At 68.7% G+C, this 12,553-nt stretch carries 9 protein-coding genes and 1 pseudogene; 2 read left to right on the top strand and 8 right to left on the bottom strand.

Annotation, left to right across the window (positions count from 1 at the left end; genetic code table 11):
* Positions 1 to 150 precede the first annotated feature (150 nt).
* The 8 genes from PHD22_RS14170 to pqqA form a co-directional block, all read right to left on the bottom strand.
* Positions 151 to 1,725 (bottom strand): peptide chain release factor 3, encoded by a 1,575-nt coding sequence (locus tag PHD22_RS14170; protein ID WP_299868166.1) that lies wholly within the window; start codon positions 1,723 to 1,725, stop codon positions 151 to 153.
* 87 nt (positions 1,726 to 1,812) lie between these two features.
* Complete coding sequence (locus tag PHD22_RS14165; RefSeq protein ID WP_299868163.1) at positions 1,813 to 7,374, bottom strand: CHAT domain-containing protein; 5,562 nt, start codon at positions 7,372 to 7,374, stop codon at positions 1,813 to 1,815.
* A 122-nt stretch (positions 7,375 to 7,496) separates the two neighbouring features.
* Positions 7,497 to 7,955: a GNAT family N-acetyltransferase gene (locus PHD22_RS14160; protein WP_299868160.1), complete on the bottom strand. Its 459-nt coding sequence runs from the start codon at positions 7,953 to 7,955 to the stop codon at positions 7,497 to 7,499.
* Between the two features lie 73 nt (positions 7,956 to 8,028).
* Positions 8,029 to 9,159, bottom strand: coding sequence for a pyrroloquinoline quinone biosynthesis protein PqqE (pqqE, locus tag PHD22_RS14155; protein WP_299868157.1), 1,131 nt, complete (start codon positions 9,157 to 9,159; stop codon positions 8,029 to 8,031).
* Positions 9,156 to 9,440, bottom strand: a complete 285-nt coding sequence (pqqD, locus tag PHD22_RS14150; protein WP_299868154.1) for a pyrroloquinoline quinone biosynthesis peptide chaperone PqqD — start codon at positions 9,438 to 9,440, stop codon at positions 9,156 to 9,158. The genes pqqE and pqqD overlap by 4 nt, the downstream gene beginning before the upstream one ends.
* A complete protein-coding gene (gene pqqC / locus PHD22_RS14145) occupies positions 9,437 to 10,165 on the bottom strand; it encodes a pyrroloquinoline-quinone synthase PqqC (protein ID WP_299868151.1) in 729 nt (242 codons plus the stop codon). The genes pqqD and pqqC overlap by 4 nt, the downstream gene beginning before the upstream one ends.
* Positions 10,162 to 11,079, bottom strand: coding sequence for a pyrroloquinoline quinone biosynthesis protein PqqB (gene pqqB, locus PHD22_RS14140; RefSeq protein ID WP_299868148.1), 918 nt, complete (start codon positions 11,077 to 11,079; stop codon positions 10,162 to 10,164). The genes pqqC and pqqB overlap by 4 nt, the downstream gene beginning before the upstream one ends.
* 111 nt (positions 11,080 to 11,190) lie before the next feature.
* Positions 11,191 to 11,265 (bottom strand): pyrroloquinoline quinone precursor peptide PqqA, encoded by a 75-nt coding sequence (gene pqqA / locus PHD22_RS16940; RefSeq protein ID WP_366520743.1) that lies wholly within the window; start codon positions 11,263 to 11,265, stop codon positions 11,191 to 11,193.
* A gap of 111 nt (positions 11,266 to 11,376) precedes the next feature.
* On the opposite strand from pqqA, the gene PHD22_RS14135 reads away from it, so the two are divergent.
* Positions 11,377 to 12,312, top strand: a complete 936-nt coding sequence (locus tag PHD22_RS14135; protein ID WP_299868145.1) for an alpha/beta fold hydrolase — start codon at positions 11,377 to 11,379, stop codon at positions 12,310 to 12,312.
* A 5-nt stretch (positions 12,313 to 12,317) separates the two neighbouring features.
* Positions 12,318 to 12,553, top strand: a pseudogene (locus tag PHD22_RS14130) (methyltransferase type 12); the annotation flags it as partial.

Raw genomic sequence — 12,553 nt, 5'->3', positions numbered from 1 at the left:
TTTGCCATCGTCAACAAAATCCGCGCGCTGCGGCGGGCGCACAAGCAGCTGGGCATGTTCGGTGACGAACTGGCAGAGGTCCGGCTGGAGTGGAAGCGCAAGCGCAACTTCATGAAGCTGCTCGATGCGCTGTGAGGCGGACGGACAGGCTCAGTAGATCTCGCGGGTTTCCAGGAACTGGATGTTGGGGAAGCGTTCCTGGGCCATCTGCAGGTTGACCCGGTTGGGTGCGAGATAGACGTAGTCGCCGTTGCCGTCGAGGGCAATGTTGGCAGGGGATTTGTCCACCAGGGCCTTGAGGTCGGTTTCGGAACCGCGCAGCCAGCGGGCGGTGGCGTAGCTGCAGGACTCGAACATCACGTCCACCCCGTACTCGAACTCCAGGCGGTGGGCGACCACGTCGAACTGCAGGGTGCCCACGGCGCCGAGGATCAGCTCGTTGGTGGTGGTGGGGCGGAAGAGCTGGGTGGCGCCTTCCTGGGCGAGCTGCTCGAGGCCCTTCTGCAGCTGCTTCATCTTGAGGGGGTTCTTGATCTGGGCGCGGCGGAAGTATTCCGGGGCAAAGCTGGGGATGCCGGTGAATTGAAGGTCTTCGCCCTCGGTGAAGGTGTCGCCCAGGTGGATGGTGCCGTGGTTGGGGATGCCGATGATGTCGCCGGCCCAGGCTTCGTCGGTGGTGTTGCGGTCTTGCGCCATGAAGGTGATGGCGTTGTTGATGGCCAGGCTCTTGCCGGTACTCACCTGCTTCAACTTGCCGCCCCGCTCGAAGCGGCCGGCGCAAACGCGGATGAAGGCGATGCGGTCCCGGTGCTTCGGGTCCATGTTGGCCTGGATCTTGAACACGAAGCCGGAGAATTTTTCCTCGTCGGGCTGCACCTGGCGGCTCTTGGCCGGGCGGGCCAGGGGGGCGGGGGAAAGGTCCACCACCGCGTCGAGCAGACTCTGCACACCGAAGTTGTTCACTGCCGAGCCGAAGAACACCGGGCACTGCTTGCCCCCCAGGTAGGCGTCCCGGTCGAAGGTGTGGGAGGCACCGCGCACCAGCTCGATGTCCATGCGCAGATCAAGGGCCTGCTCACCGATCAGTTCGTCCAGACGCGGGTTGTCCAGGCCGTCGATGATCTCGGAGGTGCCCTTTTCGGCCTGGGGGTCGAAGAACTGGATCTTGTCGGTGTAGAGGTGATAGACACCCCGGAAGCGCTTGCCCATGCCGATGGGCCAGGTCATGGGGGCGCACTGGATGCCCAGCACGGATTCGATCTCGTCGAGGAGCTCGATGGGCTCGCGGCCTTCCCGGTCGAGCTTGTTGATGAAGGTGACGATTGGGGTGTCGCGGAGCCGGCAGACGTTGAGGAGCTTGATGGTCTGGGCTTCCACCCCATTCACCGAGTCGATGACCATGACCGCCGAGTCCACCGCGGTGAGGGTGCGGTAGGTGTCTTCGGAGAAGTCCTCGTGGCCCGGGGTGTCGAGCAGGTTGATGACGCACTCCCGGTAGGGAAACTGCATCACCGACGAGGTGACCGAGATGCCCCGCTGCTTTTCCAGTTCCATCCAGTCGGAGGTGGCGTGGCGCGCGGCCTTGCGGGCGCGGATCTCGCCGGCCACCTGGATGGCACCGCCGAACCACAGGAGCTTTTCGGTCAGCGTGGTCTTGCCCGCGTCGGGGTGGGAGATGATCGCGAAGGTGCGACGGCGGGCGATTTCCTGGGCAGCAGCGGACATGATGCGGTCGGGTGTTTCGAAAGAGCCCGCGATTATACAGTGCCCCGGCCGGGCCCCGGCGTCTGCTGCGCAGCCGGGGCCGGGGCGTCAGCGCTTGAGCTGCCGGAGCAGGTCGGCGAGACCCTTGGCGACGGGGACCAGGCCGGGGTGGGGCAGCGCGGCTGCGATGGCCTGCAGGGTGCGCAGGGTCGAGAGCACCGATTCCTGCTCCCGCGGGCTACCGGCACCGTTGTCCAGCAGGGCCCGGTAGCGCTCGGCCAGGGGGCTTTCGCCGTCGCCGCCCTTGCGTCGGGGTGCGGCGGCCTTGCTGCCGGGCGGCTGGAGGAGCCAGTCGGCGAGGGCGAAGTCCGCGTGACCGGCCCGGTCCCAGAAGCTCTGGGCCTGGGCTTCGGGGCGGAGTTCGCTGCGGATGCGTTCGAGGCTGGCGTGGGCGGCGTCGCGCAGGCGGTCGCCGTCGGGCACTCCGGCCAGGATCAGCAGGGCGGCGCTCTGGTTGGCGTTGAGTCCGGGGTAGGCGCTGGCGTCCTGACGCTGGAGGGCGCAGGTCTCCGCCTGCCGGTAGCCGTCGTGCATGGCCCGGAGCAGGCCGAGGAGGGTGTCGGGGTCGGCTTCCGTGTGCAGCTGGAGGGCGATGCGCCGGCGGATCACCGCGGCCCGGAGGCTATGGCGTTCGGGGCTGGCCAGCCCAGCCCCCTGGGAAGGACCGAGGACGGCGTCCGCTTCGTCCAGGAGCCCGGTGGCGTGGGTGGGGTCGGTGGTGATCAGGGTGGCGGCGTGGCGGGTGAGCATGTTGGCGAGCTGCTCCTCGGCCCGTCGGGACGCGCTGCCATCGGGGGCGAGGAGGGCCTGCCGGTAGTAGTCGATGGCCTGCTCATGCAGGGTGTGCTCGGCGCACAGGCGGGCGAAGCCTTCGAGCACGTCGCCCCGACGGATCCAGCCCTGGCGTTCGCAGACCGCCTGAAGGGCGCGGATCACCGGCTGGGGGGTGTAAACCTTGCCCAGCCCGCCGGCGTGATGGGCGCTCAGGGTCAGCCGTTCCAGCTCACAGAGTGCTTCGCTGGCCGCCACCAGGTGGCCGTAGTCGGGCGCTGCTCTGCGTACCGGGGTGGCCTGGTAGGGGTGCGCCAGCACGAAGCCGGGGTCGCCGTAGCACTGGTAGGCACCCCAGGTGTTGGCGTCGGCGTACTTGTCGTAGGTCTTGCGTCGGGCGGCCAGGACGGACTCCCCGAAGCTGGTGCCCTTGAGGAAGTGTTCGTAGAACTCGCCGGCGAAGCACAGGGCGGCGTCGTCCTGGACTTCCCAGCCGGCGGCGATCACGCAGCGCACGCCGGCCCGGATCAGGGCGGTGGCCAGGTTGGCGGCCATGGCTGGGCTGCCGGGGCGGCCGCTGAGGCTCTGGCCGGCCGTGTCCTCGATCTTGCCCAGGTTGCAGCAGTTGAGGAACACGAAGTCGGGGACGGCGCGCATCTGTTCGATGTGGGCGGGGCGTAGCAGGCGGCCGGCGCCGATGACCATGCCGGTGCCCTGGTGCAGCGGGCCGGTGGTGCCGGTGGCGGGGATGTCCTGCGCGTAGATACCGTGGCCCGACAAGTGAAGCACCCGCCATTCCTCGCTGTAGAGGTCGAGGAGGATCTGGCGTGCCTCGCTCTGGAGGTGCAGGGCGGGCTTGAAGCCGGCGGCTTCCAGGCGCTGTGCGGCATCGCGGGCTTCCTCCACGGCGCCGGGCAAGGGGGGCAGGTAACGGGCCCAGTCCCCCCTGTCCGGGTCGCCCACCACCAGGGCGCGGAAGCCTTCAGGACGCCGGACGTTGGTGCGGAACTCACCGGTAGCCAGCTGCCGGATGAGGCCGCTGCGCACTGACAGGGGCTTGCCGCTGTCCCCGTCCAGTTCACTGGCGCGGTCGCGCAGGAGTTCCCACGGGTAGCTGGCCGAGGCTTCGTCCACGATCAGTTGGGAGCGCCGCTGGTCGGGGGCCAGGTCCTTGAGCCAGTTGGGGACGATGAGCTCGAAGAGCGCGCGTCCCACCTGCTCCTGGTCGCGGGTGGTGCCCACCAGGCTCTGCACGAATTCGCGGATGTCCTCGGTCGGCACGGCGTTGTAGGTGCGCTCGGCCCGGGCCAGTTCGCCAGACACGTCGAACATCAGCCGGGCGGTGCCGTCCTGGCCGCCGATGGAGCTGATGGCGATGCGGTGCCACTGACCGTCCTCGCTGACGGCACTGGCCCGCCGACGCGCCCCCTGGTGGGGCTGGATGGCGGTCTCCACGTAGAAGGCCCGGGCCAGCTGGGGATCCACCTCGACGGCGTCCTGGGCGGCACGCAGGGCATGGATGGCCCGGTCTTCCAGCACCTCGATGATGTCCAGCCGGGTCAGGCGCAGCATGTCGGCAAGGCCGGCGCGTTCGAGACGCAGGCGGGCATCCCGGTGGCCCCGCAGGATTGCGGTGACGGAGTCGGCCAGGGTCAGTTCGCCGATGCCTGCGCCGATGAGCAGGGTGCTCACAGGCAGTGCCAGCGGGGTGCTGGCGGTCGGGGCCTGCTGTCGTGCCAGGTTGAGCTGCTCGACGGCGTAGCTGGCCAGAGCCCTGGACACGGCCAGACTGAGCTGGCCGCCGCTGAGCTGGCCGATGCGGCCGATCCCGATGACGATGGCGCCTTCGGTGTAGCGATCGCCGGGTTGCTTGCAGTACAGGCTGTGGGTGCCCAGGGCTCCCGCGTGCAGCCCGGCGTCGAGTATGCGCTGCATGCGCCCGCCCAGGGCCTGGTCGATCAGCTTTTCGGTGAACTCGAGGGCGTTGGCACCCCAGCTGTGGCCGACCATGACCGCCGATTCGGCATGCAGCAGATCCCCGTGGAGTACCCGAACCTCGCTGCGGTAGCGGGACTTCACGGTCTTGCGGGCGGAGCGCAGGCTGCCGCCGGTGGCCGCAGCCATCAGCTCTGCTGCCGTGGGGTAGAGGGTGGCGTCCGCTTCGTCGCTGCGCCAGGGGCGGGTACCTGCCCCACGGCGGACCGGCGGTTCGCTGGACAGGCGATTGCTGCGGCCTTTTTCGAGCAGCTCCAGGTAGGCGTCATGCAGCTCGGTGACGGACGGCAGGTCGCCATGCTCGATGCGGGTGAAGTAGGACCGGCCGCCGAGGGAACAGGCCTCCGGAATGCCGGTGGACCAGGGGACCCGGCCATCCCCTTCGGGGGTGACGAGGAGTTCGAAACGGTTGTCCCTGACCTGGGCCACCACCGGGGTCTGGTCGGCCTGCCCGGCCACGTAGATGAGGCGCGGGCTGTCGATCAGGGGATCATGTCGGGCAAGGACTTCCCAGATCCGCGACGAGGCGGCCAGGGCGTCGGCGTCGGGTTCCGGACGATCCTGGGCACCGGGACCATCCGCCGCCCTGAAGCGGCTCCAGGTGGCGGGGAGGCGGATCTCGCTGTCGGCTCCGCTGGGGTCCCAGGGCAGCAGTTCCATGACGCCGGTGAAGCGGGCCGCCGTGCCGAGCAGCTCGTTCTGGGAGCGGGTGATGTCCAGCAGGGCCAGTTGGCGGAAGAACCTGTCCCGGCCGGTCATGAGCAGGGTGATGGCGTGGGAGCCCTTGTTGGGGGTGCCCAGCATCAGCACCCGGGGGTCTCCGGGCAGGCCGTTCCACTCGGACCACAGCCCGTCAGTGGTGGCGAAGGTGTAGCGCAGCAGTACGCCGCCCATGGAGTGCACGACGATGTGCAGGGGGCGATTGAGGCGACGGGCCTGGGCGATGCTGTCGCGAAGCATGCCGGCCAGTCCGGGGGCTGCATCGTGCAGGGACAGGCGCCAGTCGTAGCCGGCCATGCGCACCTGATAGCCCCGCTGGCGCAGGCTGTTGGCCAGGGGCAGGTAGGTGCCGTCGAGGGGTTTGCCCGCTGTGACGCGGCTGTCCCGGGCCTGGAGATGGCGGGTGAAGCCTCCCAGGGCGAGGGCCGGGATGCTGGCCCAGATCTCCCGGCCGCTGGCCAGGAGTTGGGAGCCGCACAGACCCGGCACGATGACTACGATGCCCCGGGCCCGGTCGTCTCCCGGTTCGGCCAGTTCCCGGGGACCGAACAGGCCGCGGTGGGCCTCGCCAGTGCTGTCGTCCAGGGGCCAGTCGCCCTGGTAATCCTTGAACAGGCGGTCGCTGTCCGGGTCCTGGAGGAGGGCGCCCACCACGGCTGTGGCGCTGTCGTCGTTGCGGAAGTAGCTGAAGTGATTGACGTCCGCGCCGCTGCGGAACTGGATGCGGGCCCGGGCTCCGCTGGGCAGGGCGGGACGCAGCGCGCCGTCGAACATGGAGCGGGTGTCCACTACCAGGTCGTGGTCCCGTTCGTAGTAGCGGTCGGCGAGCCAGATGCGCAAGGCCGACAGGGCCTCTCCTTCTTCGGGGGCGCAGTCCCCGGCCACCACGAAGAGCGCCCCGCGGGCCGGCGCGCCGTTGAGGAGTCCCACCAGCGCCGAGCCCGGCATCATGGCCTGCAGGCCGGGAAGCTGGTCGGGGCGCCGCCGGCTGGCCACCACGGCGGCCAGCGTCTCGCCGAGCAGGTCGAGCCCGTACCGGGCGAGGGTCCCGGCACCGGCCAGGAGGCTGCGCCGGCCGGACTGGCGCATTTCCCAGCCGATGGCGGCCAGCACCATCAGGGAGGCCCAGTTGTCCAGCTTGTCGCCGGCCAGGCTGGTACCGCGGCTGGGGCAGGCCACCCGGGCGAAGCGGCCGATGGTCAGGTGCGGGCGGGCAGCCAGTTCGCCCACCACCGTTTGCAGGGCCGCCTTGTGGACGTCCACGGCGCGGTCCCAGGCCGGGTCGCGTCCGCGCTTGGTGGCGTCCAGGCTGGCAAGGGCATCATCCATCCCGAAGTTGGCCGGGTCGAGGCACAGCAGCTCACCTACCAGGCCGCCGCGGGAATGGGACAGGAAGCTGACCTGGCCCCGCCGGGGGAGCAGGCGCGCCACGTCCCGGGCGTTCTCGAGGGGGCTGCGGGTGAGAGTCCAGTGCTCAAGGGCGTAGATCCGGTCGCCGAAGTGCGCCTGCAGGCGCTTCCACTGGCGGGACTGCTCCTTCCAGAGCTTGCCGAAGCTGCCTTCGGTGCTGGACGCGGTGCCATGGAGCAGGATCAGGCAGCGCTCGCCGTCCGGGATGGGGGCACTGAGGCGGGCCCCCAGGCTGCCGTCGGCGCCCACCGGGAACAGACCCTCCTGGGGGATGGCTCGGTTCTGGGCACGTTCCACGAGGGTGTCGCGCAGGGCGTCGTCGGGTTTGATGTCGAGCCAGTGGAGGGCCTTCAGTGCCAGTTTGCCGAACAGGCCGCGCCGGGCACCGGGGAGACTGAGCTGGCTGGGCAGGCTCCAGGTCTCGCCGGGGAGGCTGCGGTGGGTGTCGTCGGTGTCATCGGCCAGACGCTCGCGCAGGGTGTCGGCGGTGGTCCAGAAGCGCAGGTCGCCGTCCAGCTCCACCTCCACGAGGGCCGTAGGGGGAATGTCCAGGCTCAGGAGCTCGCTGCGCCCCCGGCTGTCTGGCCCCTCCAGGCGCACGCTGTGTGCGGTGCAGCCGCTGAACAGGCTGGAGGCCTGTCCTGCACTGGTGAGCCACAGGCCTTCGGAGCTGGCTGCGTGTCCCTTGAGGGTGATCCTGATGGTATCCGCCATGATGCCTCTCCCTGGTTCTGACGTGGGGGCCGGTGGCTGTTCTTCTGCAGTGCGCCCATGTCATCCAGCATAAACCCCGGCTGGCGCGAATCAAGGTCGAGTTGGTGGCATCCGGAGAGCGGTCATCGGCTGAATTCCATCATCATCAGCCGGCGTTCCCCGGCGGCATGCGTGCCCACGCTGCGAAAACCGAGTCGGACGAAGCGCCGGGTGTGGGCGGTGGAGACCAGCAGGCGGCCGCAGTCGAAGTGTTCCCGGACCCAGGCGATGCGGGCGCACACCAGGGCCCGGGCGATCCCCTGGCCGCGGGCGGCTTCGGTCACGGCGGACAGGTGCAGGATGTGGGTGTCGGAGGCCCAGTCGGCGGCCTTCAGGCAGCCCACGCCCACGATGTCGCCCTCCCGTCGGGCAATGAAGGCATGACGGTAGAAGGGGGGGACCTCGGGGGAGAGCTGCGTGAGGATCCGGCTGCGGGCATAGCGGCCGCCGTCGGCAAAGGCGGTCTCGAGCAGTGTTGCCGCAGCCATGCGGCCGTTGTGGTCGTCCGCTGGGAGCAGGGTGATGGCAAGGGGGCCGGGCATGGCAACCTCCGGAGCACGGGTCACTGGGCTCCGGATTGAACCTGCCGACTGTTTCAGGCGTGTGGCACCCGGCTCAGAAAGCCCGGTCGAGACGGCGTGAAGCCTTGGGGTCGCGGAACACCAGTGGGCGGGTATGCCGGTTGTCTTCCGCCCGCGTGAGGGCGGTTTCGATCAGCCCGTGGTCCGGCGACTTGGGGCACACGGGATCGGTGGCGTCGGCCTTCCCGGTGAGCATGTAGGCCTGGCAGCGGCAGCCCCCGTGGTCTTTCTCCTTGTCTTCGCAGCGCTGGCAGGTTTCCGGCAGCCAGGTGGTGCCACGGAAGCGGTTGAATAGCGGGGAGTCGTGCCAGATCCAGTCCAGCGCGTGCGCGCGCACGTCCGGGAATTCCAGGCCCGGCAGCATGCGGGCGGTGTGGCAGGGCAGGGCCAGGCCGTCCGGGGTGACGGACAGGAAGACTTCCCCCCAGCCGTTCATGCACTTTTTGGGTTTCTTCGATTGGTAATCCGGTGTGACGAAGAGGATGCGCATCTGCTTGCCGAGTTTGGCCTTCCAGCGTTCGGTGACGGCCTCGGCTTCGGCCAGCTGGGTGGCAGTGGGCATCAGGGCATCGCGGTTGAGGAAGGCCCAGCCGTGGTACTGGGTGTTGGCCAGCTCCAGATATTCGGCACCGATTTCGACGGCCATCTCGATGATGCGGTCCAGGTGGTCGATGTTGGTCCGGTGCAGCACGCAGTTGATCACCGTCGGGTAGCCGGCGGCCTTGGTCATCGCCGCCACCTGGCGCTTCAGTTCGAAGCTGCGGGTGTTGGTGATGAGGTCGTTGGTTTCGCGGGTGGCGTCCTGGAAGGACAGCTGGATGTGGTCCAGCCCGGCTTCCTTGAGGGCCGCCAGGCGCGCCTCGGTGAGGCCCACGCCGGAGGTGATCAGGTTGGTGTAGAAGCCCAGCTTGCGGGCTTCGCCGACGAGGATCTCGATGTCGTCGCGGAGCAGCGGCTCGCCGCCCGAGATGCCGAACTGGACGGCGCCCATCTCCCGCGCCTCGCGGATCACCTTCAGCCAGTCCTCCGTCGCCAGCTCCGGCCCGGCCTGGGCGAAGTCCACCGGGTTGTAGCAGAAGGCGCAGTGCAGGGGGCAGCGGTAGGTGACTTCGGCCAGCAGCCACAGGGGGCCGGGGCGGCGGGGGACGAGCAGCGGTTCCATCATTCGTCCTTCCAGGTGATCCAGTTCTGTTCGTCGGCCATTTTCAGAAAGGCTTCCACGTCGGCGGTCAGGTTGCTGGCGTTGAAGGCGGCCTCCAGGTCGGCGACGATCTCCGCCACGCTGCGCTCACCGTCGCAGCGTTTGAGGATCTCGCCGGCGCTCTGGTTGAGCTTGACCATGCCTTCCGGGTACAGCAGCACGTGGGCCTGCTGGGCCGGCTCCCACTGGAAGCGGAACAGCCGGTTGATGGCCGGGCGGGCGCCGAAGGTGCTGCCGGTGCTCATTGGACGGTGCCCTTCACGCCGCCTTCCAGACCGTACTTGATCATCATCCCGTCGTTCATCGACCACAGGATGTCGAGCTTGAACTTGAGGATGTCGAGTGCGCGGAGCTGGGCGGCGCGGGTATCGAAGTAGCCGAGGGTGATCGCCAGGCCTTGTTCCACGTCGCGGCGGGCCTGGGTGACCCGGTTGCGGAAGTACTGCAGGCCGTCGGACTCGATCCAGGGATAGTGCTCGGGCCAGTGGGCCAGGCGTTGCTTGTGGATGGTGGGGGCGAACAGCTCGGTGAGGCTGGAGCACACGGACTCCTGCCAGGGGCGCTGGCGGCAGAAGTTGAGGTAGGCGTCGCAGGCGAAGCGTACCGCAGGGATCACGTGGCGCTGGTCCACGATCTCCTCGCGGCTGAGGCCCACCGCCTGGCCGAGGCGCAGCCAGGCTTCGATGCCACCCGGGTCGTCGCCGTGGCCGTCGTGGTCGAGGATGCGCTGGATCCACTCCCGTCGTACGTCCCGGTCCGGACAGTTGGACATTACTGCAGCGTCCTTCTGCGGGATGATGATCTGGTAGTAGTAGCGGTTGGCCACCCAGCCCTGGATCTGCTCCCGGGTGGCCTTGCCGGAGTTGAGCATGACGTTGAAGGGGTGGTGGATGTGGTAGGCCGTGCCCTTGTCGCGCAGCTGGGCTTCGAATTCCTCGGGGCTCCAGGGGCGCTGGGTGCTGGCGTTCATAGGGTGATCTCCATGCCGTCGAAAGCCACCTCGATGCCGGCGGCGGTGAGGGCCGTGCGTTCTGCCGAGCTGTCGTCGAGGATCGGGTTGGTGTTGTTGATGTGGATGAGCACCCGGCGCACATGGCGCGGCAGGCGGGCGAGCTGTTCGATCATGCCGCCGGGGCCGCTCTGGGCCAGGTGGCCGATGTCGCGGGCGCGCTTCTTCGAGAGGCCCAGACTGATCATCTCGTCGTCGGTCCAGAAGGTGCCGTCCACCATCACGCAGTCGGCGCTGCGCATCGCGTCGAAGACGGCGTCGTCCACCTCGGCCAGGCCGGGGGCGTAAAACACCCGCCTGCCGCTGGCCGGGTCGATGATGGTGAGGCCGATGTTGTCGCCGGGCACCGGGTTGCCCCGGTGCGGCGAGTAGGGCGGCGCCGCCGACAGTAGCGGCATGGCGCGCCAGTTCAGGCGGGCAGCGCCCTGCGGGTGGAAGCTGCGGCCGTCCAGCGGGATCGGCTGGCGGGCCACGCCGCAATAGTGTTCCAGCAGATGCAGGATGGGATTGCCCCGGGTCAGATCCTCGAACACAGGATCGGTGCTCCAGATCGGCCACGGGCTGCCCTTTTCGCGCAGCATGTAGAGGCCGGTGGTGTGGTCGATCTGGGCGTCCACCAGGACGACCGATTCGATGCCGCAGCCGCGCAGGCCTTCCGTGGGCCAGGTCCCGGCAAAGTGCTGGAATTGCTGCAGGATGTCCGGCGAGGCATTGACGAGGGTCCACCGGTCGCCATCGGCGCTCACTGCGATGGACGACTGGGTCCGGCGCTGCAGACTCGCCTTGCCGGCACGTACGCCCCGGCAGTCGGCGCAGTACCAGTTCCACTGGGGAAAGCCGCCGCCGGCGGCGGAGCCGAGAACTCGGATCTTCATGGCTGGATGTGACCGCTGAGGCTGTGAGGGACGTTGCGGCGCTGGGGGGGCAACGCCGATTCGCTGCCGCGAGATGGGGGGACAGACCGCAGGCGGTCTGTCCGGGCTCCATCACCTGGCGGCGATGTACATGGTGATTTCGAAGCCGAAACGCAGATCGCAGGCTTGGGGTGTGATCCAGGTCATGATGAGTCTCCAGTTTTAGGGTTTATGGTTTCGGGTCTGCCGGATGGCATCACCGTGGAGCGCAGTTTGGCAAAGGCCGGCATACTCCTGCCTCACGAAAATCATGATTTGATGCCTGTGCCTCCGGACGACCGTTCCACCACTTTCTTCCTACCCGTCAGTGAAGGTCATCGCCTGTTCGTGGAGACCTGGGGCAACCCCGCTGGAGAGCCGGTGCTCGTGTTGCACGGTGGGCCCGGCAGCGGCTGTACGCCCCGTCTGAAGACCCTGTATGACCCCCTCCGTCACTGGGTGATCCTGCCAGACCAGCGAGGGGCGGGGCGTTCCGAGCCCCGGGGGCGGACGGAGGCCAACGATACGGCCCGGCTGGTGGCGGATCTGGAGAGGCTCCGCAGCGTCCTGGGGGTCGGACGATGGCGGGTTACGGGGGGCTCCTGGGGGGCAGCCCTGGGGCTGGCTTATGCCCAGGCCCACCGGCAGGCCGTCTCCGGCCTGGTGCTGCGGAGCAGCTTCATGCCGGGTCACGGGAACATCGACTGGTTTTTCCGTGGGGTGGCGCGCCATCGTCCTGCCGCCTGGCAGGCCCTGGCGGCGGCCCTGCCGGAGGCCTCTCCGGAGACGCTGCTGTCCGCGCTGGCGGATCGGTTGGGGGCTGCGGATGCCGGCGTGGCAGGGGCAGCGGCTCTGGCCTGGCAGCGCTATGAACAGGCGGTCGCGGACCCGGCCGCCATTCTCACGGAACCTGATGCCGCAGGCCGGGAGTCCCTGGTGCTCAAGTACCGGCTTCAGGCCCATTATCTGCTGGCGGGCTGTTTTCTTGAGGAGACCACCTTCCTCGCTGGCTGCGCCTCGCTGGCGGCGTTGCCGGTCACCCTGATCCACGGTGGGGATGATCTGGTCTGCCCCCCGGGGAATGGGGTTCGCCTTCATGTGGCGATTCCCGGCAGCGACCTGATCCCCATTCCCGGCTGCGGCCATGATCCCTTCCATCCCGCCCTGGCGGCAGCCTGGCGAGATGCCCTGGCCCGCCCGGCACCTCACGCCTGAATCCCATGTCCCGTCCGCTGCTCTATCTCATCGTCTTCATCGAAGGGTTCTGTTCCCTGGGCGCCGAGGTGATTGCCCTGCGCCGGCTGGTGCCCCATGTGGGCAGTTCCATCGTCATCACGGCACCGACCATCGGCCTGTTTCTGCTGGCCCTGGCTCTGGGCTATGCGTCGGGCGCCCGGGTCTCGGAAGGGTATGCCCGGGTGGTTGCCCGCAATTTCCTGGTGGCGGCCCTGCTGGT

The sequence above is a fragment of the Zoogloea sp. genome (genome assembly GCF_028693495.1).
Classification (GTDB): domain Bacteria; phylum Pseudomonadota; class Gammaproteobacteria; order Burkholderiales; family Rhodocyclaceae; genus Zoogloea.
Note: the sequence above shows the minus strand (reverse complement) of the source record. Positions and strands in the feature narration are given on the sequence as shown.

What these genes read in the sequence shown, in the direction of transcription:
- PHD22_RS14170 (WP_299868166.1), bottom strand. Translation starts at nt 1,725, where the DNA reads ATGTCCGCTGCTGCCCAGGAAATCGCCCGCCGTCGCACCTTCGCGATC.
- pqqB (WP_299868148.1), bottom strand. Translation starts at nt 11,079, where the DNA reads ATGAAGATCCGAGTTCTCGGCTCCGCCGCCGGCGGCGGCTTTCCCCAG.
- PHD22_RS14135 (WP_299868145.1), top strand. Translation starts at nt 11,377, where the DNA reads ATGCCTGTGCCTCCGGACGACCGTTCCACCACTTTCTTCCTACCCGTC.
- PHD22_RS14165 (WP_299868163.1), bottom strand. Translation starts at nt 7,374, where the DNA reads ATGGCGGATACCATCAGGATCACCCTCAAGGGACACGCAGCCAGCTCC.
- pqqE (WP_299868157.1), bottom strand. Translation starts at nt 9,159, where the DNA reads ATGATGGAACCGCTGCTCGTCCCCCGCCGCCCCGGCCCCCTGTGGCTG.
- pqqD (WP_299868154.1), bottom strand. Translation starts at nt 9,440, where the DNA reads ATGAGCACCGGCAGCACCTTCGGCGCCCGCCCGGCCATCAACCGGCTG.
- pqqC (WP_299868151.1), bottom strand. Translation starts at nt 10,165, where the DNA reads ATGAACGCCAGCACCCAGCGCCCCTGGAGCCCCGAGGAATTCGAAGCC.
- PHD22_RS14160 (WP_299868160.1), bottom strand. Translation starts at nt 7,955, where the DNA reads ATGCCCGGCCCCCTTGCCATCACCCTGCTCCCAGCGGACGACCACAAC.